This window comes from Sphaerisporangium sp. NPDC051011, from assembly GCF_040653595.1.
Classification (GTDB): Bacteria; Actinomycetota; Actinomycetes; order Streptosporangiales; family Streptosporangiaceae; genus Sphaerisporangium.
The window spans coordinates 49,437-73,119 of the sequence record NZ_JBFAGG010000010.1 but is presented as its reverse complement, the minus strand read 5'-3'; the positions used below and the strand labels follow the sequence as shown (position 1 = coordinate 73,119).

Annotated in this window: 21 protein-coding genes; 12 read left to right on the top strand and 9 right to left on the bottom strand. The window is 68.1% G+C overall.

Annotated elements, in window-relative coordinates:
• Positions 1-182 precede the first annotated feature (182 nt).
• From AB0H21_RS23340 to AB0H21_RS23330, 3 genes are read left to right on the top strand one after another with little or no spacing between them, the layout of a single operon-like run.
• A complete protein-coding gene (locus AB0H21_RS23340) occupies positions 183-1,121 on the top strand; it encodes an ABC-three component system protein (protein WP_358519988.1) in 939 nt (312 codons plus the stop codon).
• Positions 1,118-1,378, top strand: coding sequence for an ABC-three component system middle component 6 (locus AB0H21_RS23335; protein ID WP_358519985.1), 261 nt, complete (start codon positions 1,118-1,120; stop codon positions 1,376-1,378). Before AB0H21_RS23340 ends, AB0H21_RS23335 begins: the two co-directional genes overlap by 4 nt.
• On the top strand, positions 1,368-3,107 hold the full coding sequence (locus AB0H21_RS23330; RefSeq protein WP_358520610.1) for an ABC-three component system protein: 1,740 nt from the start codon (positions 1,368-1,370) through the stop codon (positions 3,105-3,107). The genes AB0H21_RS23335 and AB0H21_RS23330 overlap by 11 nt, the downstream gene beginning before the upstream one ends.
• Positions 3,108-3,422: 315 nt before the next feature.
• Here AB0H21_RS23330 and AB0H21_RS23325 read toward each other — a convergent pair whose 3' ends face one another.
• Entirely contained in the window at positions 3,423-3,605 is a 183-nt protein-coding gene (locus AB0H21_RS23325) for a hypothetical protein (RefSeq protein WP_358519983.1), read from the bottom strand.
• On the opposite strand from AB0H21_RS23325, the gene AB0H21_RS23320 reads away from it, so the two are divergent.
• The 7 genes from AB0H21_RS23320 (at position 3,583) to AB0H21_RS23290 (ending at position 12,586) form a co-directional block, all read left to right on the top strand.
• Positions 3,583-3,720, top strand: a complete 138-nt coding sequence (locus AB0H21_RS23320) for a hypothetical protein (RefSeq protein ID WP_358519980.1) — start codon at positions 3,583-3,585, stop codon at positions 3,718-3,720. The two genes, AB0H21_RS23325 and AB0H21_RS23320, sit on opposite strands and share 23 nt — an antisense overlap.
• Positions 3,721-3,892: 172 nt before the next feature.
• Positions 3,893-5,113, top strand: a complete 1,221-nt coding sequence (locus AB0H21_RS23315; protein ID WP_358519978.1) for an FUSC family protein — start codon at positions 3,893-3,895, stop codon at positions 5,111-5,113.
• 52 nt (positions 5,114-5,165) lie between these two features.
• Positions 5,166-5,255 carry a K(+)-transporting ATPase subunit F gene (kdpF, locus tag AB0H21_RS23310; protein WP_358519976.1) on the top strand — a complete coding sequence of 30 codons (90 nt, stop codon included), beginning with the start codon at positions 5,166-5,168 and terminating at the stop codon, positions 5,253-5,255.
• A complete protein-coding gene (gene kdpA / locus AB0H21_RS23305; RefSeq protein ID WP_358519973.1) occupies positions 5,255-6,916 on the top strand; it encodes a potassium-transporting ATPase subunit KdpA in 1,662 nt (553 codons plus the stop codon). The genes kdpF and kdpA overlap by 1 nt, the downstream gene beginning before the upstream one ends.
• Positions 6,916-9,063 carry a potassium-transporting ATPase subunit KdpB gene (kdpB, locus tag AB0H21_RS23300; protein WP_358519970.1) on the top strand — a complete coding sequence of 716 codons (2,148 nt, stop codon included), beginning with the start codon at positions 6,916-6,918 and terminating at the stop codon, positions 9,061-9,063. Before kdpA ends, kdpB begins: the two co-directional genes overlap by 1 nt.
• Entirely contained in the window at positions 9,063-9,941 is an 879-nt protein-coding gene (locus tag AB0H21_RS23295) for a potassium-transporting ATPase subunit C (RefSeq protein ID WP_358519968.1), read from the top strand. Before kdpB ends, AB0H21_RS23295 begins: the two co-directional genes overlap by 1 nt.
• 41 nt (positions 9,942-9,982) lie before the next feature.
• Positions 9,983-12,586: a sensor histidine kinase KdpD gene (locus AB0H21_RS23290; RefSeq protein ID WP_358519965.1), complete on the top strand. Its 2,604-nt coding sequence runs from the start codon at positions 9,983-9,985 to the stop codon at positions 12,584-12,586.
• A 1,142-nt stretch (positions 12,587-13,728) separates the two neighbouring features.
• Here the strand turns inward: AB0H21_RS23290 and AB0H21_RS23285 are convergent.
• Positions 13,729-14,724 (bottom strand): hypothetical protein, encoded by a 996-nt coding sequence (locus tag AB0H21_RS23285; protein ID WP_358519962.1) that lies wholly within the window; start codon positions 14,722-14,724, stop codon positions 13,729-13,731.
• Positions 14,725-14,957: 233 nt separating this feature from the next.
• Between AB0H21_RS23285 and AB0H21_RS23280 the strand changes: the two genes are divergently transcribed.
• On the top strand, positions 14,958-15,251 hold the full coding sequence (locus AB0H21_RS23280; protein ID WP_358519960.1) for a hypothetical protein: 294 nt from the start codon (positions 14,958-14,960) through the stop codon (positions 15,249-15,251).
• Here AB0H21_RS23280 and AB0H21_RS23275 read toward each other — a convergent pair.
• Positions 15,248-15,775, bottom strand: a complete 528-nt coding sequence (locus tag AB0H21_RS23275; RefSeq protein ID WP_358519959.1) for a hypothetical protein — start codon at positions 15,773-15,775, stop codon at positions 15,248-15,250. The two genes, AB0H21_RS23280 and AB0H21_RS23275, sit on opposite strands and share 4 nt — an antisense overlap.
• A 224-nt stretch (positions 15,776-15,999) precedes the next feature.
• On the opposite strand from AB0H21_RS23275, the gene AB0H21_RS23270 reads away from it, so the two are divergent.
• On the top strand, positions 16,000-16,197 hold the full coding sequence (locus AB0H21_RS23270; RefSeq protein WP_358519956.1) for a hypothetical protein: 198 nt from the start codon (positions 16,000-16,002) through the stop codon (positions 16,195-16,197).
• 121 nt (positions 16,198-16,318) lie between these two features.
• On the opposite strand, the gene AB0H21_RS23265 is transcribed toward AB0H21_RS23270, so the two are convergent.
• The 6 genes from AB0H21_RS23265 to AB0H21_RS23240 form a co-directional block, all read right to left on the bottom strand.
• Positions 16,319-17,671, bottom strand: a complete 1,353-nt coding sequence (locus tag AB0H21_RS23265; RefSeq protein ID WP_358519953.1) for a HAMP domain-containing sensor histidine kinase — start codon at positions 17,669-17,671, stop codon at positions 16,319-16,321.
• Positions 17,672-17,748: 77 nt separating this feature from the next.
• Positions 17,749-18,471, bottom strand: coding sequence for a hypothetical protein (locus AB0H21_RS23260; RefSeq protein ID WP_358519950.1), 723 nt, complete (start codon positions 18,469-18,471; stop codon positions 17,749-17,751).
• 171 nt (positions 18,472-18,642) lie between these two features.
• Positions 18,643-19,086 carry a DUF2809 domain-containing protein gene (locus tag AB0H21_RS23255; protein ID WP_358519947.1) on the bottom strand — a complete coding sequence of 148 codons (444 nt, stop codon included), beginning with the start codon at positions 19,084-19,086 and terminating at the stop codon, positions 18,643-18,645.
• A 77-nt stretch (positions 19,087-19,163) separates the two neighbouring features.
• Entirely contained in the window at positions 19,164-20,510 is a 1,347-nt protein-coding gene (locus AB0H21_RS23250) for a DUF4407 domain-containing protein (protein WP_358519946.1), read from the bottom strand.
• Positions 20,503-21,483 (bottom strand): hypothetical protein, encoded by a 981-nt coding sequence (locus AB0H21_RS23245; RefSeq protein ID WP_358519943.1) that lies wholly within the window; start codon positions 21,481-21,483, stop codon positions 20,503-20,505. Before AB0H21_RS23245 ends, AB0H21_RS23250 begins: the two co-directional genes overlap by 8 nt.
• 53 nt (positions 21,484-21,536) lie before the next feature.
• Complete coding sequence (locus tag AB0H21_RS23240; protein ID WP_358519940.1) at positions 21,537-23,660, bottom strand: hypothetical protein; 2,124 nt, start codon at positions 23,658-23,660, stop codon at positions 21,537-21,539.
• Between the last annotated feature and the right edge of the window lie 23 nt (positions 23,661-23,683).

The following is a 23,683-nucleotide window of genomic DNA, read 5'->3' as shown; positions in this document are numbered from 1 at the left end:
CGCCAGATCGGTAGGGCAAATCGAGGCCACAGGATTTTCTCCCCTCAAAGGTGCATACAGGTCCAAACGTAGTAGGCGCCGAGAGTGAATGGACATAATCGAGCATCGCCTCACACCATGTAGGCGTACTCTCTATGAGGCCCTAAAGGAGACGCGTGGCGTGATTACCTGTGGAGGAGTGCGTGGAGATCTGGGAGCGCGCGTCGATCAGGTTCATGCTCAATGCGAAGCTCGATGAGCTTCATGGGGAAGGTTTCGAGGAGTTCTTCCACAGGGTTATGTGTACTTTGGACCCAAGCTTCCTGAACGTGCGGACCGCCGGTCGTCGTGGAGATCAAGGAGCGGACGGTCTTCTACTGTCTGGCGGCAAGCTGTACGCCTGCTATGCGCCGCAGACAGTGGCTTCCGCCAAGCTCGCCGGCAAGTTCGAAAGTGATCTCGCTAAGGCACTAAAGAAGCGCAGAGACGAGTTCGGTACCTTCGTCTTCGTCCATAACGATCGTCGAGGAATCCATCCAGAGTTAGCTTCGTTGCTGGCCACCGCGCGCAACGACCATCCGCAGTTATCCTTCGAGAACTTCGGGCGGACTCACTTCTACACCCAGTTCTGCAGGATGGAGAGATGGCAGGTAGAGGACTTCCTGGGCCCCTTCCCCGCAGCCCCGGTTGCTGTCAGCGTCGTCTTGGACGATTTGGTGCCACTCTTGGATCACTTGGCCAAGTACCGTCGCCCGCTTGAAGACTTGCCTCCAATCCCCAGGCCACCCATGACGAAGATGGACTACAACGGGTTCTCCTGGGACGTACGGCACCGCATGCGTCTTGCCCTGCCGTATGTCAACCATGTAGAGGAGTACTACCGTGGTCGGCTTGACCCGAATGAGCGCGACGAGGTGGCGGCGGGCTTCCGCGCTCACTACGAGTTGATAGCTGAGACGAGCGACGTGGCTGATGACATTCTTTGGCATCTTGAGCGCCACATCCTCGGCAACGCTTCGCAAGTGTCCCCTATGGAGCTCAATGCGCTCGTCGTCCTGATGTACTTTTTCGGGGAGTGTGAGATCTTCAAGGTGCCGCCGGATGGCTGGGTTCCTGCGACTGAGTTGGGGGTGGCCACGTGATCGTTCCTACCAAGGGCGTCGCGCCGCAGCGGGCCCTGCTCGCTGTTGGTGCTCAGGTCGTGCTCGCTACCGAGCGTCAGCCTGTGACCATCAGCCAGGCATGGCGACGCCTCCTGGCATGGCGCGAAAGTAACAATCATCACTCGCCGCTGACGTTCTCATGGTTCGCCCTGTCGTTGGATCTGCTGTACGCCATGGGCTTGGTTGAGCTAGAACAAGATGTACTGATCTTCCGGGCACGTGACGATGCTGCATAGCCTGACGTCCAACGATGAGAGGTTCCAATCGGTACATTTTGGCCCAGGCCTCAATATATTGGTGGCGGAACGTACAGACATATCCACCGACACTGATAGTCGCAATGGCTCGGGCAAGTCAAGTGTAATCGAACTCATTCATTTTCTTTTTGGTGCCCAGGGGGGCAACAAGTCTCTCTGGGCGAACGAGAGTCTTGGTCGTCACGTATTCACGCTTGAGTTGGATTGGCCCGGGCTGCGAGAGGTGCTAACGGTCACGCGTGCCGCTGGTCGCCCAAATAGGATATCGGTTTATCCGGATGTCACCAGAAGGGCGCCGCAAAGCCTCTTTGAGCAGGCCGCCGAGATATCACCGAAAGAGTGGCAGTGGCTGATCGAGCGTGATCTGTATGGCTCGTCCGCCGAGAACGCCGAAATAAGCGGAAGAACGCTGATGTCGTTCACGGTTCGACGTGTTGGTTCCGGTGGGTTTCTAGAACCTACGAGAACTTTCGCTCAACAGTCTCCCCATGACGCGATGGTCAATCTCTGTCATCTGTTCGGCCTTGATGTCGGCCTGGCTGCGAGGTATCGACTTCTCTCGAATCAGGAGTCGACCAGGAAGAAGCTCGTCGAAGCCGCCAAAGACCCGGTTTGGGGCAAGATTGTTGGTCGCTCCGCAGAGCTCCGGGGAGAGATCGGAGCTGTAGAGCAGCGTCTGACCGAGCTCGAGCGGCAGATCGCCGACTTTCAAGTGGTTCCCGAATACGAGAACATTCGCCGTGAAGCCGACCGTATCGATCAGCAGATCAGGGCCCTTAGAGCTTCGGAAGCCATCGAGCGTCGCAATCTCCAGGACCTGGAGCGCGCGATGGAGGATGTGGCTGAGCCTGATGATCGCTACATGGAAGCAGCCTACAAGCAGTTGAATATGATTCTCGGCAGGGAAGTGCGGCGGCGATTTGACGAGGTGCGCGCGTTTCACCAGACCGTGGTGAGGAATCGCGAGAAGCAACTAAGCGAAGAAGTCGCTCGCCTCCGAGAACTTCTCTCGGAGCGCGGCAGGAGGCGCCAGGAGCTGGGCGAAAGGCAAGCTGTGCTGCTGCGGACCCTGAATTCCGGTGGTGCGCTTGACGCACTTACCTCCCTTCAATTTGCCCTAGCTCGCGAACAAGCACATCTGGAGTCACTCAGACACCGATTCCAGGCGGCGCAGGCATTAGAGGCGAGTCGGCGTGATATCGATGCGCAGCGGTTGGAACTGGAACAGGAGATGATAGTAGATCTCGAAGATCGGGATGCTGCCACCCGTGAAGCGAATGCGCTTTTCAATCGGTATGCTCGACGGTTGTACGGGGATGGCAAGAACCCCTATCTTGCCTTCAGCCCGACCAAGCAGCGAATGCGGATCGAGCCGAAGATCGAAGACGATGGTAGCAGAGGGATCCATAACATGGTCATCTTCTGCTTCGATCTCACCGCTTCGGTCATCGCTCACAGATCTGGACGAGGTCCCGATTTCCTCATCCATGACAGCCATCTTTATGACGGTGTGGATGAGCGGCAGGTCGCCCGAGCCCTTCAACTCGCGGCTGAAGTCTCCGAGGCCGAGGGTATGCAGTACATCGTCACCATGAATTCCGACGACCTACAGAAGGCGATTTCAGTCGGATTCGTCGCGGACCCTTACATCATTGAGCCCCACCTGACCGACCAGCCATACGGCGGGCTCTTCGGCTTCCGCTTCTAACGAGCGGTCCTAGTACTCCAGTCGCACTTGGAGATCTCGGTCTGATCGAGGCCCAGACATGAGATGGCCACCGCTGTGATCATGTGGGTGTGTACGAACCATACGATCGGCGGTGGCCGTGCCGCCTACTGTAATGGAGATCGACCCGGTTGTCTGGGGTGACGGGTTCGATGAGCTGTTATCTCAACCGCTACTACACGCCTGCTCGGCTACCTGCTGAGCACCGTCATTACCGCACTGACCGGGGCGCCGTCGGCGCAGGAAACGGCGAACGTCGCCTCCGGATATCTGGAGGCGACATTCGCGATCGTCAGATCAGTGCGCGAGAGCGTACCGCTTGGGGTTGCTGATCGTGGTGCAGTAGTACCCGGCGGGGGCCAGCTTGAGGTCGATCTCGCAGGCCCGAGCACCCTCGGTGGTGTACGGATAGGTCTTGATGACTGTCTGCGCCGACGCTGCGCCCGAACGGAGGACGATGCCGGCCGCGGCCGCGGCCATCCACGGCTTCTACTTCTTGTTGGGCGGCGTGATCGGGCGTATGAACGACCTGATCGAGGAGATCGGGCAGGAAGCCAGGGCGGCTCTCGGCCGTGGCGCGGCCGACGTGTGGTGATCTTCTCCTGGCTTGCTGTGGATTGCCCCGAATCATAAGAATTCGGGGCAAATGTGATGCTAATATCACCAAGATCCGCCATCGTAGAGGCGTGCGAAGGTGGCTCAGGGCTCAGCTCAGGAAACGGCAGGGTACGTTCGGCCTACTGCTTCCCTCTGTCGCGCAGTGTTCGGTGGGCGCCGCGCTGGCCTGGGTCGTCGCCGTCCAGCTGCTCGGTCACAAGCACCCCCTCTTCGCGCCCATCTCCGTGATGATCTGTGTGGGCGTGGGGCTAGGGCAGCGGCTGCGCCGGGTGGTCGAGCTGGTGGTCGGCGTCAGTCTCGGCGTGGGAATCGGCGACCTGCTGGTGTCCTGGATCGGCTCGGGCCCCTGGCAGATGGCGCTCGTGATCGCGCTGGCGATGACCGTCGCCGGGCTGCTCAACAGTGGCGAGCTGTTCGTCTCACAGGTCGGATCGTCCGCCGTGCTGGTCAGCATGCTGGTGCCGGGCGTGGACGCCGGCGGGCTGAACCGGATGGCCGACGCGTTGGTCGGCGGCGTCGTCGGCATCGCCGCGGTCGCGCTGCTGCCAGCCAGTCCGCTCAGCATCGCGGGCAGGCATCTGTCCGGTGTGCTGGACGCCTTCTCCACTCTGCTCGAGCAGGCGGCGGAGGCGATCGAGAAGGGCGACATGGACGTGGCCGCCGAGGCCCTGGAGTGCGGACGCAGGACCCAGGCCGTGGTGGAGGAGTTCGCGGCGGCCCTGGAGAACAGCAAGGAGATCATAAGGATCTCGCCGCTGCGCCGGCATCACCGGGCCAGACTGGCCAGGTACGAGACCGCCGCCGTACCGGTGGACCTGGCGCTGCGCAACGCACGGGTGCTGGCCCGCCGCACGCTCGCGGCGCTGGGGGAGGCCGGCACCCCGCCGGTCGTGCTGGCCGAGCTGATGCGCGAGGTCTCCGAGGCGGCGCTGTTGCTCCAGCTCGAACTGGGGGCCGGGCGCGAGCCGTCGGGAGCGGCCCAGGAACCTGGGTTTCTCCGCGAACGTCATAATCGCGCAAATGCGATCCATCGCCGTCGATCTGCTGGAGGCGACCGGCATGGGTCACGACGAGGCCTCGGCCGCGCTGACCCCGCTGCACTAGCCGAGCGACGAGCGCGCGCGGGGCTGAGGCCTGCGCGTTGCTGTCGTCTGGGGCGTCGAGTCAGGCCGGGTGGGAAGGGGTGTAGGTCTGGGCGTAAAGATTGTGTCAAAAGTTCGCACGTGGGCGTAGGGAGTGCGTCAAGGGGAGCAAAAACTCGTGAATCCGGCTATTTCCTGGCTTTGAGGCTGTCCGAGGTGGACAGCCAAGTGCTTGTAAGTCCGGAAATCGAGGAGTGGGGATGGCCGACGTCATCTTCGTCGCCCTGACGATCGCGATCTTCGTGGTCCTCGGGCTCGTCGTCAAGGCGGTGGAGCGCCTGTGAGCGCTGTCAACGCCGCGGGGCTGGTGATCGCCGCCGGCCTCGTGATCTTCATGGTCGCTGCCCTGCTGTTCCCGGAGCGCTTCTGATGTCGTCGACCGGCGCGGGGATCCTGTTCATCGGGTCTCTGATCGTCGCTCTGGCCGTCACGCACCGGCCGCTGGGCGACTACATGTACCGCGTGTACACCGGGACGCGGCACCTGGCCGTGGAGCGTGTGCTCTACCGGCTGGTCGGTGTCCACCCGGAGGCCGAGCAGCGGTGGAGTGTGTACGCCCGCTCGGTGCTGGCGTTCTCGGCTGTGTCGATCCTGTTCTTGTACGCGTTCCAGCGGCTGCAGGACAAGCTGTTCCTGAGTCTCGGTTTCCCGGGCGTGACCGATCACGTCGCCTGGAACACCGCGGTCAGTTTCGTCACCAACACCAACTGGCAGTCGTACTCGGGTGAGTCCACCATGGGCCACCTGGTGCAGATGGCGGGCCTGGCGGTGCAGAACTTCGTGTCGGCGGCCGTCGGCATGTCGGTGGCGATGGCGCTGGTGCGCGGGTTCGCCCGCAGGAACACCGAGGAGCTGGGCAACTTCTGGGTGGACCTGATCCGTGGCACGGTCCGCATCCTGCTGCCGATCGCGTTCATCGGCGCGGTCGTGCTGGTGGCAGGAGGCTTGATCCAGAACTTCGCCGAGCCGCACACGATCACCACGCTGACCGGGGCGAAGCAGGCCATCACGGGCGGCCCGGTGGCGAGCCAGGAGATCATCAAGGAGCTGGGTAACAACGGCGGTGGCTTCTACAACGCCAACTCCGCCCATCCGTTCGAAAACGCGGCGAGCTGGACGAACTGGATCGAGATCTTCGCGATCCTGGTGCTGCCGTTCGCGTTGCCGCGCACGTTCGGCCGGATGGTGGGCGACAAGCGGCAGGGCTACGCCATCGTGGCGATCATGGGCATTCTGGCGCTGGCCAGTGTCTCCGTGCTGACCGGGCTGGAGGTCGCCCACCATGGGACCGTCCCGCAGGCGGTGGGGGCGGCGATGGAGGGCAAGGAGGTCCGCTTCGGCGTGCCGAACTCCGGCACCTTCGCGGCGGCCACGACGCTGACCTCGACCGGGGCGGTGAACTCCTTCCACGACTCCTTCACCGCGCTGGGCGGCATGATCACCATGGCGAACATGATGCTGGGCGAGGTCGCGCCCGGCGGGGTGGGCGCGGGCCTGTACGGCATGCTGGTGCTGGCGGTGGTCACGGTGTTCGTCGCGGGCCTGATGGTCGGCCGCACGCCGGAGTATCTCGGCAAGAAGATCGGTTCGCGCGAGATCAAGCTGGCCTCGCTGTACTTCCTGACCACGCCGGTGCTGGTGCTGATCGGCACGGCCCTGGCGATGGGCTCGCCGGCCGAGCGCGCGAGCATGCTGAACAGCGGCCCGCACGGCCTGTCGGAGGTGCTGTACGCCTTCACCAGCGCCTCGAACAACAACGGCTCGGCGTTCGCGGGCCTGACCGTCAACACCCCCTGGTACGACACCGCGCTGGGCCTGTGCATGGCGTTCGGGCGGTTCCTGCCGATGGTGTTCGTGCTCGGGCTGGCGGGTTCGCTGGCCAGGCAGGCGCCCGTGCCGGCGTCGGCGGGCACGCTGCCCACGCATCGGCCGCAGTTCGTCGGGATGGTCGTCGGTGTGACGGTCATCCTGGTCGCGCTGACCTTCCTCCCCGCCCTGGCGCTCGGGCCGCTCGCAGAAGGAATCCGGTAATGGCCACCCCAATCGTCCACACGCCGGGCCGTCCCTCCGTGCCGCACAGGAACGGCAAGGTCGGAGGTGGCCTGCTCGATCCCAAGCAGTTGGTCAGGTCCCTGCCAGACGCGCTGCGCAAGCTCAACCCCGCCACGCTGTGGCGTAACCCGGTCATGTTCATCGTCGAGATCGGCGCGGCGTTCACCACCGCGCTGGCGATCGTCGGACCGTCGGTGTTCGCCTGGGCGATCGTCGTCTGGCTGTGGCTGACGGTGGTGTTCGCCAACCTGGCCGAGGCGGTGGCCGAGGGCCGGGGCAAGGCGCAGGCCGCCACCCTGCGCGCGGCCAAGCGCGACACGATGGCCCGCCGGCTCACCGGCTGGAGCCCCGGCAAGACCAGGGTCGTCGAGGAGTCCGTGGGCGCCCCCGAGCTCAAGCAGGGCGACATCGTCGTGGTCGAGGCCGGCGGGATCATCCCCGGGGACGGGGACGTGGTCGAGGGCATCGCCAGCGTGGACGAGTCGGCCATCACGGGCGAGTCGGCGCCGGTGATCCGCGAGTCCGGCGGTGACCGGTCGGCGGTGACGGGCGGCACCCGGGTGCTGTCGGACCGGATCGTCGTCAAGATCACCCAAAGGCCGGGGGAGAGTTTCATCGACCGGATGATCGCGCTGGTGGAGGGCGCGAACCGGCAGAAGACGCCGAACGAGATCGCGCTGAACATCCTGCTGGCCGCGCTGACGATCATCTTTCTGGTGGCCACGGCCACCATGCAGCCGCTGGCGATCTTCTCTAAGGCGCAGAACCCCGGCATCCCCGACTCGGTGGCCCTCACCGCCGACGGCGTCACCGGCATCGTGCTGGTCTCGCTGCTGGTCTGCCTGATCCCCACCACCATCGGCGCGCTGCTGTCGGCGATCGGCATCGCCGGGATGGACCGGCTGGTGCAGCGCAACGTGCTGGCGATGAGCGGCCGCGCGGTCGAGGCGGCCGGGGACGTGGGCACGCTGCTGCTGGACAAGACCGGCACGATCACCCTGGGCAACCGGCAGGCGTCGGACTTCTCCCCGGCGGCGGGTGTCGCGGCGGACGATCTGGCCGCCGCGGCGCAACTCGCGAGCCTGGCGGACGAGACCCCGGAGGGGCGTTCGATCGTGGTGTTCGCCAAGCAGGCCTACGGTCTGCGGGAACGCGAGCCGGGTGAGCTGGCGCACGCCGAGTGGATCGCGTTCACCGCCCAGACCCGCATGTCAGGGGTGAACCTGGCGAGCAGGCAGGTGCGCAAGGGCGCGGCGACCGCGGTGATGAAGTGGGTGCGCGACTACGGCGGCCACCCCACCGACGAGGTGGGGCATCTGGTGGACGGGATCTCGGCCTCGGGCGGCACGCCGCTGGTGGTGGGCGAGGTGCTGGACGGCAAGGCCCGCGTGCTGGGCGTCATCCACCTCAAGGACGTCGTCAAGCAGGGCATGCGGGAGCGGTTCGACGAGATGCGCCGGATGGGCATCCGCACGGTGATGATCACCGGTGACAATCCGCTGACGGCGCGGGCCATCGCCGAGGAGGCGGGGGTGGACGACTTCCTGGCCGAGGCCACCCCGGAGGACAAGCTGGCGTTGATCCGCCGTGAGCAGGCGGGCGGCCGGCTGGTCGCGATGACCGGGGACGGCACCAACGACGCCCCGGCGCTGGCGCAGGCGGATGTGGGGGTGGCGATGAACACCGGCACCTCGGCCGCCAAGGAGGCCGGGAACATGGTCGACCTGGACTCCAACCCGACCAAGCTCATCGAGATCGTGGAGATCGGCAAGCAGTTGCTGATCACCCGGGGCGCGCTGACGACGTTCTCCATCGCCAACGACATCGCCAAGTACTTCGCGATCATCCCGGCGATGTTCGCCGCCGTCTACCCGGGCCTGGACGCGCTGAACGTGATGCGCCTGGCCAGCCCGCAGTCGGCGATCCTGTCGGCGGTCGTCTTCAACGCGATCATCATCGTGGCGCTGATCCCGCTGGCGCTGCGCGGCGTCCGCTACCGGCCCTCGACCGCGTCCAAGCTGCTCAGCCGCAACCTGTACCTGTACGGGCTGGGCGGCATCATCGTCCCGTTCATCGGGATCAAGGCCATCGATCTGATCATCCACCTTCTTCCGGGGATGTCGTAATGGAACGCCTGCCTGGCTGGATCCGCCAGCACCTCGCCGCGCTGCGCGCACTGCTCGCTCTGACCCTGCTCACCGGAGCGATCTACCCGCTGCTGGTCACCGGCATCGCCCAGGCCGTGTTCAACGGCCACGCCAACGGCTCGATCGTCCAGAAGGACGGCAAGGACACCGGCAGCGCCCTCGTCGGCCAGCTGTTCACCGACACGGAGGGCAATCCGGTCAAGAAGTACTTCCAGAGCCGTCCGTCCGCGGCCGGCGCCGGGTACGACCCCACCTCCACCGGGGCGAGCAACCTGGGCCCGGAGGACATCGTGGACACCCTGCCGGTTCCCGGCGCCAAGAACGACAAGGGCGAACCGGACACCGGCCGGCAGAGCCTGCTCACCCAGGTCTGCTCTCGAAGCAAGGCCGTGGGCGAGTTGGAGGGCGTCAGCGGCGCCCGGCCGTACTGCACGCCCGACGGGGTGGGCGCGGTGCTGAAGGTCTTCCCCGCCGTCGGGACGCCCACGCGGGCGGTCAGCGTCAACCAGGCCTGCCCGGCCGCCCCCTTCGTCGCCTCCTACCAGGGGGTGAAGGTGGAATGCGGCAAACCCGGGGAGGACTACGCGGCCGGGCGCACCGTCCCGATCCGGGGGACGGGCCGGGCCGTGGTGCCCGCCGACGCGGTCACCGCCGGCGGCTCCGGCCTGGACCCGCACATCTCGGTCGCCTACGCCGACCTGCAGGCCGCCCGGGTCGCCAAGGAACGCGGCCTCACCAGGGACCAGGTGATGACGCTGATCAAGCGGAACACCACCGGCCGCGCGCTCGGTTTCATGGGCGAGCCGGCGGTGAACGTCCTGGAACTCAACCTGGCCTTGGACCGGCTCACGCCGTAAGGACACTGAACAGGTAAAACCATTAGCGAAAGGACAGGGCGATGAACGCGGCCCGCGGCCGGTTGCGGATCTACCTGGGCGCCGCCCCTGGCGTGGGCAAGACGTTCGCGATGCTCGGCGAGGGGCACCGGCGCCTGGCGCGCGGGACGGACGTGGTGGCCGGGTTCGTGGAGACCCACGGGCGGCCCCGCACCGCCGCCCTGCTGGACGACCTGGAGGTCGTCCCCCGCAAGACCATGGTCTACCGGGGGACGACCTTCACCGAGCTGGACACCGATGCCGTCATCGCGCGGGCTCCCAAGCTGGCGCTGATCGACGAGCTGGCGCACACCAACGTGCCCGGCTCGCGCAACGTCAAGCGCTGGCAGGACATCGAGGAGATCCTGGACGCGGGGATCGATGTGATCTCGACGGTCAACATCCAGCACCTGGAGTCGCTCAACGACGTCGTCCACGAGATCACCGGCGTGCCGCAGCGCGAGACCGTCCCCGACGAGGTCGTCCGCCGGGCCGGGCAGGTGGAGATCGTGGACATGGCGCCGGAGGCGCTGCGCCGGCGTATGGCCCACGGCAACATCTACTCGCCGGAGAAGATCGACGCGGCGCTGTCGAACTACTTCCGCGTCGGCAACCTGACCGCGCTGCGCGAGCTGGCGCTGCTGTGGGTGGCGGGCAAGGTGGACGAGCAGCTCGACCTCTACCGCGCCGCGCACGGCATCTCGGGCACCTGGGAGGCTCGCGAGCGGGTGGTCGTGGCGCTGACCGGCGGGCCGGAGGGCGACACGCTGGTCCGGCGCGCGGCCAGGATCGCCGCCCGCACCAAGGGCGCCGACCTGCTGGCCGTCCACATCACCCGTTCGGATGGGCTGCGCGGCGCCGACCCGGCGAACCTGTCGCGGCAGCGCACGCTGGTCGAGAGCCTCGGCGGCACCTACCACCAGGTCGTCGGCGAGGACGTCCCGCACGCGCTGCTCGACTTCGCGCGCGGCGTGAACGCCACCCAACTCGTCCTCGGGGCCTCGCGGCGCGGCCGGTTCGCGGGGCTGTTCTCGCGCGGCGTCGGGGTGACCACCACCATCCTGTCGGGCGCGATCGACGTCCACATGGTCACCCACCCGGAGGTGAGCAAGGGGACGTGGCGGCGGCGCTCGCGGGCCCCGCTCACCCGCACCCGCCGGATCGCGGGGTGGGCGATGGCCGTGCTCATCCTGCCCGTGCTCACGGCGGCGCTGCTCCCGTACCGGGGCGAGCTGGCGCTGCCGACCGAGATCCTGCTGTTCCTGCTGACGGTGGTCGGCGTGGCCCTGGTGGGCGGCATGTGGCCCGCCGTCACCGCGGCCGTGGCCGGGTTCCTGCTGCTCAACTTCTACTTCACGCCTCCGGTCGGCCGGTTCACGATCTCCGAGCCGGAGAACCTGCTGGCGCTCGGCGTGTACGTCCTGGTGGCCGTGATGGTCAGCGCGGTCGTGGACGTGGCGGCGCGCAGGACCCGGGAGGCCGCCCGCGCGGGCGCCGACGCCGAGGTGCTGTCCACCCTGGCCGGACACGTGCTGCGCGGCGAGGCGGCGCTGCCGTCCCTGCTGGCCCGGCTGCGCGAGACCTTCGGCCTGTCCTCGGTGACCCTGCTGGAACGCACCGGCGAGCCCAGCCCGGACGACCACACCGAGCCCGAGGCCTGGCGCATCGCCGCCATGTCCGGCGCCGCGCCCTGCACGTCCCCGGCCGGCGCCGACACCGACGTGACCATCGGCGACGACCTCGTGCTGGCCGTGCGAGGACGGCTGCTGGACGCCTCCGACCGGCGGGTCCTGGAGGCCTTCGCCGCCGAGGCCGCCATCGCGCTGCGCCAGGAACGCCTGCGCGCCGAGGCCGAGCAGGCAAAACCCCTGGCCGAGGCCGACAAGATGCGCACCGCCCTGCTCGCCGCCGTCAGCCACGACCTGCGCACCCCGCTGGCCTCGGCCAAGGCCGCCGTCGAGAGCCTGCGCAGCACCGACATCACCTGGAGCGAGGAGGACCGCGGCGAACTGCTCGCCACCGCCGACGAATCGCTCGTCAAGCTCGACCGCCTGGTCGCCAACCTGCTCGACATGAGTCGCCTCCAGGCGGGCGTGCTCGGCCTCACCCCCGAGCCGACCGCCGTGGACGAGATCGTCCCGCGCTCGATCGACGACCTCGGCCCGATCCGGGACCGCGTCGAGAGCGACATCACGCCCGGCCTGCCCGAGGTGGACGCCGACCCGGCGCTGCTGGAGCGCATCCTCGTCAACGTGATGAGCAACGCCGTCCGCCACAGCGAACCGGAGGACAAGGTGCTGGTCACGGCGAGCCGGCACAGCGGGTACGTGGAGATCCGGGTCATCGACCGGGGGCCGGGCATCCCGCCGGAGGACCACGACCGGGTCTTCATGCCCTTCCAGCGCATGGGCGACCGCGACAACCACACCGGCGTGGGGCTCGGTCTCGCGCTGTCACGGGGCCTGGCGGAGGCGATGGGCGGCACGCTCGTCCCCGAGGAGACGCCCGGCGGCGGGCTGACCATGGTGATCACGCTGCCGATCGCGGCCCGGCCCGGCGCGCTACCGGTGGAGGAACCCGCGTTTACCGGCGACGCGGCAGGAGACAATGCGAATAGTCACCTGTGAACACGCTATGTCACTGATTCGTGGAGCATGAACATGATCAAGACTCTTATCGTCGCCACGGTGCTCGCCGTCGCGGCGCTGCTGACCTTCGGCCTCGTCTCCGGCTTTCGGGAGAACTCCAAGGCCAAGGCGAAGCGTCGCTGAGACCCGTCGAAGACCGCCTGCCCTCCTGTCCGGCGAGGACTCTTGTCCGGCGAGGACGAGGGCAGGCGTCGCCGTTTCCAGGGGCCGGGCGGGCCGGTACGCGCTATGCGGGCTTTACCGGCGTACTGATCGTCGAACTGGTAGAGGCTGATCACGGTGTCTGCAGGCGCCTCGCGTTGCTCGGCGATGAAGGCGCGCAGCCCTTCCTCGGTCGCTTCGGGGACAGCAGCCATGGAAAACGACCGGTCCAAAATGATCGAGATGTGACGCATGGCGAGACCTTTCATCCACGGGTGAGATGTGTGTCAGGGGTGCCCCGTCCTTGGTCCGGGCCGGTCGCGCTTTCCGAGGCCGGCCCGAGCTGGGCGCCGCTATCGGAAACCCGCGGGTTCTCGGAGCGGGGAAGGCTCGCCCAAAGGGCGACCGCGCGCAGCGCGGCCCCGGCCTTCCCCGCACAGAGGTTCCGCGGGAAACTCCTCTAGGCGCCCAGGTCAGGCCCGACCTCAAGACGAGGTTTGCCTCATGGCCAGGGCCGTGCACGGCCTGCAAATGCACCGGTCTGGCTGCTCCTCCACCCCCGCCGACGCAGACGTTCACCGCCGGGTGTGCAGGCCACTACCGAGCGGCCGCTCAGGGATACTCGCGGCCGTGGTCGGCGTGAATCCGCGCGTCACTCCCCACTTCTGTGGTTGCCACCGTCCGCGAGGGCGGGATTTCCTGACCGCCTGGTGGTGCTCACCTCTGAACGCGTCCTGCGACACAATTCCCTATGACGAGCTGCAGGACCTCGCCGGCGCGCACGAGGAGGACCTGCAAGCCCTCGCCGATGCCCTGACTACCGCTGCTCGCGCGGGCCGCGACGGCGAAAGCGACAACGAAGCTGTCTCAGTCCGAGAGTGTCTCAGGCGAAGACGGATCACATCAGGCCCGAGTGTCTCTGCCTGGATGGACGGTCGGATGGCCTTCAGGCGAGGAGTGACGTTTGTGCCTCCGGGGGCTTAGATGATCTTCTTGATCCTGGCTGCCGCGGGTTCGTCGAACCCGTCGGGCAGGAGGCGGAGTGCATGGAGCCGGGCTTGAACGCCCTCGCCGTAGTTCTTCACCTTGCCGTCGTAGTGGCGGTTCTCGTCGGCCTGAACCTCTAGCAGGCCGAAGAGTTGGAGTGTCTTGTGCGCTTCGTAGGCGTCTCGCCCGATGCCGTAGTGGAGGAGCCGGCACCCGCTTGGGATCTTGACTGACTTGCCCGTGCCGAGTGGCGGGGAGGCGTGGGCGACCATCATCAGGAACGCGAGTTCGGTGTCCTCTAGCAGGTGGATCCAGCCGTTCCTGAACAGGCCGACGGGCAGGTCGAAGGTGACATCGGTTGTCTTGGGCACGAGATAGTCAGGGACATCGCCGTCGGCCCGGACGCCCCCTTCGTCGCAGAGCTGGAAGGCTTCGTACTTGCCGGAGTTCTTTTCCTCGTTGGGCAGGCGGACCAGCTGCACCTCGGCGTTGGAGAGGCTTTGGAGAGCCGTGATCACCTGCCGCTGCTTCTTGCTCGATCGGCTGGCGCTGAATTGGCCCGCCCGTTGCGCCTTGACCGGCGCGGCGATCAGGTCGATCCAGCCCGTCTCGTCGCCTCCGGCCATCAGGGGGAGGTCGTTGCTGGGCCGTTCACCGGCCCTAGCCCGCATCTGGGCCGCGCAGAGCGCGATCAGATAGAAGCGAAGGGCGATACCCCTCGGGCTGAACACCCGGGCCGCCGGGGGGCGATGCCGCCGCTGCGGCAGACTGCGATCCGACGCATCCTCCGGAGCGGGCTGCGACTGGTAAACGAATCGGGACCGCACGCGCACCCTCTTGGGCCATCCACGTCCCAGAGCCCCCAGCTTGGCCACCGCACCGTCGATGAACGGCTCGGTCACATCCAGCCGTCCGCGACGGCGGACGAGCCGCTCCCGCTCCTTGTCAGGCAGCGCGAAGATCCACAAAGAATCAGAAAACTCGATCATGACCTTCTGTCCTTAACGTCTTAACCCGCCTGAAAACCGATTATCCATTTACGAATCCTTCGCCCTGGCGGGTCAAGGCGTGCCGCCAGTCTACTCGCCACCGCGGTGTCCCACCCGAATCATGGACAGCGAGGCACCGCCGGACATGTGCGGCATGAGGGAGTGGTCCCGGGTGCAAGCCGGGACCCGCTCCGTGCGGCGCCTCATCACCTTGGTCACGTGAAGGAACCCGAGTGAAGGATCACCGCATGTCTAGAGTACGACCCCCTGCAGAACGGCCCGAGGAGCTCACCGAGGCAAACGCCGCGCTCTTCACCACGCGCGCCCTCATGATCGTCGCGCTATCGATCATGGCGGCACTGATCATCGGGCTGGGTGCCGGGCTCACCGCTGCGATCTTGGCGAAGAGCGCCGGTCCGGTGTTGGCGACGGCCATCGGCGGTGTGGTCGGCCTGGGAGCCGCAATCACCGGGGGTCTCACGGTCGCCGGCGGGTTGAACCAGTTGGTGGCCAACAAGTCCGGCTAGTCCGACGGCGGGACGACGCCGTCGACACGCAGAGACCTCAACGGGCTGTTCAGAGGGGTGACGTTGTCGGCGGCGCGTTCCAGCCGCGTGCGAAGTATCCTTTCCTCCTCCAGTTCGGCGTTGCGCAAGGTGAGGACCTGGATGTGGTCCGCGTAGGTGCTCACCGTGCCGGTCAGCTCCCGGGTCTCGTCGGCCTTCTCCGAGCGCAGCCGGTGATCGTCCTTCCACAGGCGGGTGATCTCCGCCTTGAGCTCCTCAATCTCGGGCCGCGCGATGGCGGGTGCCGCCAAGATCTGCTTGACCGCGGCAGCGACCGGCGAGCGGTAGTAGGAGGCGCGGGACACCCCGGCCTCTGTGCAGACGTTGCTGACCGACACGGTGCCGTCCGTGAGCTCCGGGCGGCCGAGCATGAGCCGTTCGAAGGTGTCCATTAGCCGCCGATCCAACTCGGCCAGGCCGGGGTTGTCGCGGGTCAGGCGGGCGAAGACGGCCTGGAGGTGCCGGTCGCTGTCACGGGTGGTCATGCGCGGAGGTGTCCGTCGTGGAGATCCCGCCTCGCGTCGTCGATGACATCTGCGACAGGCTCCGCCAGAGGCCCCTCCGGCTGTTGGGACCGAACAGGCCCATGTCGAGTCTCCCCTTCTTGTAACCCGCGTGCTTGATTCGGTTGGTCGTCGAGTTCGTCGCCCGTCGCCGAACGCTGGTCGGCTAGGCCGGCAGCCAGCATCGGAAAGGGAGAGCCGAGTGGATGGTGAAACCGCGCAAGTGCGCGCTGGCCAGCGTGCCGCTCTACTTGGTGATCGACACCCTTCAAGGATGCGCGCGGCTGATGAGCCGCCCCAGTCCCAGCGGCTATGCCGAGCAGATGCCCGTGACGCTGGGGGAGTGCCTGATGCTTCCGGACCCCTGGGACTTGAAGATCGACACAGGGAAACTCCTGGCGTAAGAGAAGACCACTCCCACTCGGTGCGGGTGCGCTGAACCCGCCCTGCGGCCGATGTCGCCCGGCCATGCGAGTCAGCTGGCAGCCCGGCTCTCACGGCTCTGGTTGTCCGGTAACTCCTCGATCAATTTCTGCCGTTTCGCGGCACTGTGGCGGCCGGCTTCACGGGCTCCCCGGCGAGCGGCAGCCGCACCTCGAAGCGCGCGCCCCCGGCCTCCGACCGCTCCACGCGGATGGTCCCCCCGTGCGCGCGCACCACGTTCTCCACGATCGCCAGGCCCAGCCCGGTGCCGCCGTGGTCGCGGCTGCGGGCCTCGTCCAGCCGGGTGAACCGCTCGAACACCCGCAGCCGGTCCGCCTCCGGAATCCCCGCGCCGTCGTCGCTCACCGTCAGCAGCGCCTGCTTTTCTTCCCTGCGCACCTCGACCTCGACCTCGTTCCTGGCGTGCCGCTGCGCGTTGTCGAGCAGGTTGGACAGCACGCGCGCGAGCTGCGGCGGGTCGGCCAGGACCGCGACCCCGTCCGACAGCACGAGCCGTGTGGGCAGCCGGTCCGCCCGGCCGCGCAGCTCCGAGCGCACCGCGCCGGGGAGGTCCACCCGCTGGCGGGTGTCCGGTGAAGCGTCTTCCGCGCCGGTGAGATAAAGCAGGTCGGTGACGATCGCCTGAAGCCGGTCGACGTCGCCGAGCGCGCGGCCGATCAGATCCTCCAGCTCGGTGTCCTCGGGGTGCATCCGGGCCTCCTCCAACTGGAGGCGCAGCCCGGCGATCGGCGTGCGCAGCTCATGGGAGGCGTCGGTGACGAACCGCCGCCGTACCTCGACGGCGTTCTCCAGGCGCGTCAGCGTGCCGTTGACCGTACGGGCGAGCCGGGCGACCTCGTCGTCGCCGGGCGGTTCGCGGACCCGGCCGCTCAGATCCTTGAAGGTGATGTCGGCCAGTTGCGCCCTGATCGCGTCGACCGGCCGCAGCGTGTGGCCGGTGACCTGCCAGGTCGTCCAGCCGACCAGCGCGATCAGCGCGACGGTCTGGGCGGCCACCGCCGTGTTGACGACGCCGGTGGACAGCATGCCGCCGATGCGCCCGGCGTAGACGACCGGCGAGTCCACCTCGGGGCCGACCCTCAGCGCGGTGAGGTGCAGGCATCCCGGCTCCGGGTTGAGACAGGTCTGCACGTCGTTCAGGGGGTCGTCCGCGGTGGGCCAGACGGTGCTCATCGGGGGGTGTCCCCAGGCCCCGGCGGAGGAGGCGATCACATGCCTCTGGGGGTCGAGCACCTGCACCATGTCGATGCCGGGCACGACCGAGGTGATCTTGCTATGCAGGTGTCCCGTACGTATCGTCACGGCGACCGCCATGGCCTCGGCCCGGGTGTCGTGCCAGATCGCGTTGGCCAGCACGCGTTGGATGGAGGCGTTGAGCACCAGCGCCATCGGGACGAGGATCATAGCGGTGATCAGGACGGTCAGGAGCGTCACGCGCCCCCGGATCGACCGTGGGCGCAGTTTGTAAGGACCACGGCCCATACACCCAAGCTATGCGACCTGGCGCCCGGTCACGAATCCGGCGGGGAGGCCCAGCCCGCATTCGGACCCGGCCGCGTCGCCCGGCGGCGTCCGAACAGTCGCAGGCCCGCGAAGAGGACGAACCCGGCCGCGAATCCTCCGGCGGCGTACCAGATCTTGATGGGCCCGTCCTCGCCCCCGTCCTCGCCCCCGGACACGACCGGGGACGCCTGAGGCGTGGCGGAGCCCACCGGAGCCGTTCCCGAGGGACGCTTCGGCGTGCCCAGGGCGGTGATCAACGCGGCATCGACCTGGTCCCCGGACACCACGGGGTCGCCGGGACGCAGCGGGTCCGTCCCGGTGCCGACCTGCCGGTTTCCCGAACACTGGCCCGTGTGCAGCGGTACTCCGGGGACGGGCGGCACCAGGCCCGTCGGCTCGGAGGAGGCGAACACGAGGTACCGGCCGCCGGTCGTGAACTGGTACCCGCACGCGGGGGTGTCGGCGTTGGAGGTCACCTCGAACTGGACGACCGGGTCGCTCTTGTAGACCTGGTCGGCGCGGAAGGTGTAGACGATCGGGGGGCGCGGACCGAGCGGGTCGCCGCCCTCGGCCTGGCGCGAGGCCACGACCGTGCCGGTGAAGACGGCCGCCGACCGCTTCATCTGGTCGGCGGGCGGCTGGGAAGCGCAACTGCACGCGCACGCCGCGCTCGGGGCCGTGACGAGGAACCCCGCAGCGAGCAGCAGGACGGCCGTCACTCGACTTCTCATGACCTCAGAACGTATCCAGGGCCCCGGCGGTTCGACTCGCGCGGCCCGGGCGACGGCACGCGGAATTCCGCACAGCCCGGGACGCGCGTCGGCCGGCCTCGCGCGGCAGGGCGGCGGAGGTCACCGCGGATCGGGCCTCGTTCGACGTCCCGCCGCCCACATCACCGAACGTCACCGTCCGGCATCACCCATGGTTTCACGTGAACCATTCCTCCAGGCGCGCCCGGCCGCGTGGACCAGCAGTGCGGTCCCCGCGCCGGCCGCGTACCAGAACAGGTCCGGCGCGTTGAAGGTCGACCCGAGGACGAGCCGCGCGAGCGCGCTGTGCCGGGACAGCTCCGCCGGCACCCCGCTGAGCTGCGCGAACTCGACGATCCAGCTCACGGCCAGCGCGATCCCCGCCGCGGTCACGGGCCTCACCCGGGGCGCGGCCAGGACGACCAGCCCGTACACCAGCACGGTGTAGAGCGCGTCCCCGGCGTACTTGGCGAAATCACCTCCGGCGAGCGCCCGCACCCCGAGCCCCGCCACCACCGTGCCCGCCACCACCACGGCAGCCGTCAGACGCGTCCGCGCCTCCGCGCCGCCCCATCGAACCAACCGCAAGTCGGACACGCAGGGCATTGTATGAGCCGCGTTCCTGTCGCGGTGCGATCACGGCCCTCGCATCCAGGAGGGCCATGATCATGTGCTCACGTCTCGAAGAGATGGAACGAGCCGTTGCTCGCCTGCTTGGTCCGGGCCGATTCGCCCAGTAGGTCGGCCGCCCGGTCCTTGATCATGTCTTCGATCCGGGACCGGGCCCACGCCGTGTCCTGCCGCCGGTCCATGTCGATGCTCTGGCGCTGCCTGCGCAGCCGCTCCGTGGTGCGCTCCCGTTCCAGCCGCTGGGCTTCGACCTCCGCGTGCTCCCGCGTGCGCACGATCTCGGCGTACACCCGCTCGCGGCTGCCGTTCTCCAACTCCACGAGGCGGTCGTAGACGTTCGTGCCGCCCAGCAGCTTGACGAGCACGGGCATGCAATCGATCATGATGAGGAGCAGCCGCAGGAGCCAGGTGATGCCGAGCAGGAAGCCGTTCTGCGCGGTCATCTCGTCGAGAGCCCTCGCCCGCTCCAGAAAGCCGATCGGGGCGCCGGGCGCGGGCAGCTCGGCCTCTCTCTTGTCGATCGCCGCGTCGATCCGCCGTCGCACATCGCCCTGCGTACCGGCGAGCTCCTCGCGGATCACTTCGTTCCGCTTCTTCAGCATGTCGAGCTCGCGGCTGCGCTGGACGAGGCGGTTGTCCGCGGCGTACGCGTCGGCCTCGTCGTAGAGACGGTAGCAGCGGGGGCCCTTGCCCTCCTTGCCGCTCAGTCCCGCGCCCTCGTCGCCCGCGCACTCCTTGCGGGCCAGTTCCCGCAGGCGGCGATGCTCTCGGGTCTGCGCGGCCAGTGCTTTCTCCCTCGCGGCGGCGTCGCGCTCGGCCTCTCTCAGCTCGCGGACCTTCTCTTCGCTCGTGGAGGCGAGCAGCAGGCCACCCTGCCCGCAGTCGCTCCGCGACGGCGTGGCCGGAGGCAGGGGGTTGCACTCGACCAACTTGGCGCGCAGGGCGCGCCGCGCCTCGACCCGCTCGTCCACGACATGCTGCTCTACCGCCGTCTCGAACGCCCTCAGCACCATCGGCTCGGCGATGATGAACCCGAGCACCACCGCGAGGAGCAGGCGGGGGATCAACATCACCACCCTGCGCTGCCACATGCCGCTCGACTTGGAGATGAGCCAGCGGTCGAGGTTCAGGACGATCAGGGCCCAGATCAGCACGGGGACGATGGCCGCGATCGAGTACCCGTCGAGCATCTGGCCGAGGAAGAACCACATCGACACCGCAGCGACCGCCGCCGTGCCCAGGACCACGCCACCGAGCCCCGTGTAGAGAGTGCGCTCCAGCGGCACCCGGTCGAGGATGGTCTCGTTGACGCCCGCCAGGACCCGCAGGCGCCGTCCGAGCCCGCCGGGACGCCGCGGCACGGCCCCCTCCTCGGGCGGCCTGTCAGTCATCCCACTCCTCCAGGCCGAGCGGGCGTGGGCCCTCGTGGCCTCCGAGCTCACGCCGGTCCCCGGCGTCGAGGCGTGGGGGATCGGCGGGCGGTGACGCGTCGATGCCCGTGTACGACCGCTGGAGGGTCTGGATGAGCACGTGGGTGTCGATGGGGAGAAAGTCCAGTGCCCCCTCGGGGAGCTGCTGGAGCCACTCGACGATGTTCCTGTTGCGCTCGGCCTCCGCCGTGGCCTGCATCGACACGGAACTCCCGACCGAGATCTCTCTGCGGCTGACCCCGAGGGCAAGTCCTGCGGCGGTCCCGCGCCGGAGTATCCGCTCCAGCCGGGTGACGTCCTTGTCCTCGACCGCGCCGCGCAGTTCCAGGAGCTCCTCGCTTCGCAGGATCCCCTTCACGCCCCTCGCGTGGGCACGCACGTCGGAGGGCAGCAGCACGTCGACGCCCGACAATAGGACCGACATCCCGTCGATGCGGGGCGGGAAGAACTCCAGGTATGCCTTGACACGGGCGATCACCTGGGGGCGGAGCAGGTGGATCTGTTCGATCTTCGAGTCCATCCCCATCTTTTGCAGTTTGAGGTCATCGCGGAGATGATGCGTCAGCACGGCGGCCACATCGCGCAGGCCGTCGGCCACCACGGTCTGCGGCTCGGTCACGATACAGCGGAAGGTCGCCTGTACCGGGAACTCGTGGGCGAGGTCGCACGAGGGGATCGTCACGGTGGCCGTGACGAAACGGCTCCGGACCTCGACCACGCTGACGGCCACCGCGCAGACGACCGCGTCCTCGGACCCGCGCAGGTGCCGGCGTTCGGTGAAAGCCTGGTAGCCGCCGTTGACTTCGAAGACCAGGACGGTCCCCGGCCGCTGCTCGGGCAGGTCGGCGGGATCGCGACGCCCCGGGCGCAACCATTTGCGGGGGACGGCGGGCAGAGAGCGCTCCTCGACGATCGGATATCCGGTGGACATCATGGGTGTTCTCCTGTGTGCGGATGTACGGACGGGCGGGTCCTCCCCCGGACCCGCTAGACGGCATGGCCGGGCCTGAGCCCGAGTGCGTGGCGGCCAGGTCTCCTCACGGAGGCGAGCAGCGCGTTGACGAGATCGCGGGTCAGCCGGGCGTCCTCGCCGCTGCCGGTGAGGCCCCGCCGCAGGTCCCGCTCCACGATCGACACCCACTCGGGCGGGAGCGCGGACCAGACGGACGCGCCGAGTGCGGCCGCCAGGGGAACGGCCCCCTCCCGCCCGTCGAGGGCCTGCAGGGTGCGGCGCAGGGCGTGCACGGCGGGCGCGCGGTGGGCGTTACTCGCGAACGCCCGGGCCCACAACGTGCCCAGCGGGCCCGCGACCTCCTTGGACGTGATGAGCAGATGGGCCGGCAGCGGGTCGTCGGCCTCCAGGGATTCCGCGGACAGCAGGTCCACAACGGCGTCCAGCGCGGTACGGGTCCGCCGCGTCCCGCCACGCCCGGTCATTTCCTCGTCCACGAGGCCGACAAGGAGGCGAACGACCGTGAGGGCCTCGCCCTGTCCTGCCGCCTGGCGGAACAGCAGGACGAGGCAGAGCCGTGCCACCGCCCGCACCCGCTGGCCGCGGAGCGCGAGGTACCACAGCCAGTTGAGGGCGTCGGTCGGGTAGCGGATCCAGACACCGGTCGCGAGGGCCAGCGCGGCCGTCATGGCGCGCTCCTGCCCGGCGTTGTCCGCCCAGATGAGCACGAGGTTGAGGACCATCGGCGCGGATTCGTCGTCGGCGCACATGAGTGCCAGCACGTTGGCGGCGGCCAGCCGCTCGTGCATCAGGCCGGCGGCCCAGGGGTCCAGGAAGGACTCCATGACCTCCTGGGGGGCGACCCGGGCGAGCAGAGCGACGCCGACGGCGGCCTGGAACTGCACGTCGATGTTGTCGTCGGCCAGCGACCTGATCCACTCGCGGAGCGGTTCCCAGAGCTCGTAGCCGTACTGCTCCGCCAGCGCCTTGACGACCTGCTCGCGGTACTGCTCGCTGCGGAACACCACCCGGCGCTCACCGGCGAATCCGGCGCCGCCTTCCGCCTCGACCGTGATCAGCGGATGCTCTCTGCTCCATGACGCTCTCGTGCGTGGCAGCGTCTGGGCGTCCTCTCTGCGCACGTCCAGCCCCTGGACCGCCGCGAACTGGTCCCGCACGGACACGAGCCGCGCCAGGAGCCGTTCGAAGACACGCTCGGGGGCGCCGTGCGCGAACGCGACCACGCAGACGACCAGGACGTCCGTTCTCTGGATCGAGCCGGCGAACCATCGGGCGACGACCTCGTCCTCGACCTCGGCGAGCAGTTGTGACGGTGAGCGCTCTCGCCGTATCACCTGCTCGGCGAGTCTGGTGACACGGCCGGGGGTCGCCGCCTCCACAGCGCGCGCCCGCAACCGGCGTAGGTCGTCACACTCCGCGTCCGGAAAGTCGATGCCCTTGAGGTAGGAGTCGAACAGCAGGCCCGGATCCGGTCTGTCCCAGGCCACCTCGATTTCGTCGAACGGCCTGCGCTGCGCGTCCCGGCGAACCGTCACCACCAGGTAGGCGCTGATCTCGGCGACCTTCCGTGTAAGGTTCGCGAGCTCGAAGCGGCTGACCGCGCTGCCCAGGCCGGCCTCGATCCAGTCGTGGAGCATGTACCCCCGGCCCGGGCGGAACGGCGGCTTGGTGAGCAGGTCGTTCAGCGGGGTGGCCGGGGAGTACATCCACACCCCGTCGCCCTTGAGATTCATCTGGGCGAGCGCGGCGATGGCTCCCGTCCACCGCCCGCTCTCCTCGGCTCCGCACAGCACCACGACGTGACGCGTACGCAGGATGTCCACCGCCTTGGCGAACATCGCGGGGGCCATGAAGCGGCGGAGCGCGACCTCGATCTCCTCGGCGGGCAGGCGGCCCACGGCGGCGCGGGACGAGCGCCGTCCCCCGGCTCCCAGGTTCGCGTCGGACAGGTGTGCCTTGGCCCAGAAGTTGTTGATCACGGTCGCGTTCTGGTCGAGGCGTCCCTCGTCGAGTGCGTCGTCCGTGTCGTCCGTGTCGTCCCCGGACGGCGGTCGCTCCGGCGTGCCATCGCCGGGGGACGCCTCTTCGTTCCCCTCCTGGCCGTCGCGGCGGTCGGCGGGAGGCGGATCGGTGGCCACTTGAGGGGCCGGCCTACTCGCCG

What these genes read in the sequence shown, in the direction of transcription:
- AB0H21_RS23330 (WP_358520610.1), top strand. Translation starts at nt 1,368, where the DNA reads ATGCTGCATAGCCTGACGTCCAACGATGAGAGGTTCCAATCGGTACAT.
- AB0H21_RS23320 (WP_358519980.1), top strand. Translation starts at nt 3,583, where the DNA reads ATGCCGGCCGCGGCCGCGGCCATCCACGGCTTCTACTTCTTGTTGGGC.
- AB0H21_RS23325 (WP_358519983.1), bottom strand. Translation starts at nt 3,605, where the DNA reads ATGGCCGCGGCCGCGGCCGGCATCGTCCTCCGTTCGGGCGCAGCGTCG.
- kdpA (WP_358519973.1), top strand. Translation starts at nt 5,255, where the DNA reads ATGTCGTCGACCGGCGCGGGGATCCTGTTCATCGGGTCTCTGATCGTC.
- kdpB (WP_358519970.1), top strand. Translation starts at nt 6,916, where the DNA reads ATGGCCACCCCAATCGTCCACACGCCGGGCCGTCCCTCCGTGCCGCAC.
- AB0H21_RS23295 (WP_358519968.1), top strand. Translation starts at nt 9,063, where the DNA reads ATGGAACGCCTGCCTGGCTGGATCCGCCAGCACCTCGCCGCGCTGCGC.
- AB0H21_RS23290 (WP_358519965.1), top strand. Translation starts at nt 9,983, where the DNA reads ATGAACGCGGCCCGCGGCCGGTTGCGGATCTACCTGGGCGCCGCCCCT.
- AB0H21_RS23285 (WP_358519962.1), bottom strand. Translation starts at nt 14,724, where the DNA reads ATGATCGAGTTTTCTGATTCTTTGTGGATCTTCGCGCTGCCTGACAAG.
- AB0H21_RS23275 (WP_358519959.1), bottom strand. Translation starts at nt 15,775, where the DNA reads ATGACCACCCGTGACAGCGACCGGCACCTCCAGGCCGTCTTCGCCCGC.
- AB0H21_RS23270 (WP_358519956.1), top strand. Translation starts at nt 16,000, where the DNA reads ATGGTGAAACCGCGCAAGTGCGCGCTGGCCAGCGTGCCGCTCTACTTG.
- AB0H21_RS23260 (WP_358519950.1), bottom strand. Translation starts at nt 18,471, where the DNA reads ATGAGAAGTCGAGTGACGGCCGTCCTGCTGCTCGCTGCGGGGTTCCTC.
- AB0H21_RS23250 (WP_358519946.1), bottom strand. Translation starts at nt 20,510, where the DNA reads ATGACTGACAGGCCGCCCGAGGAGGGGGCCGTGCCGCGGCGTCCCGGC.
- AB0H21_RS23245 (WP_358519943.1), bottom strand. Translation starts at nt 21,483, where the DNA reads ATGATGTCCACCGGATATCCGATCGTCGAGGAGCGCTCTCTGCCCGCC.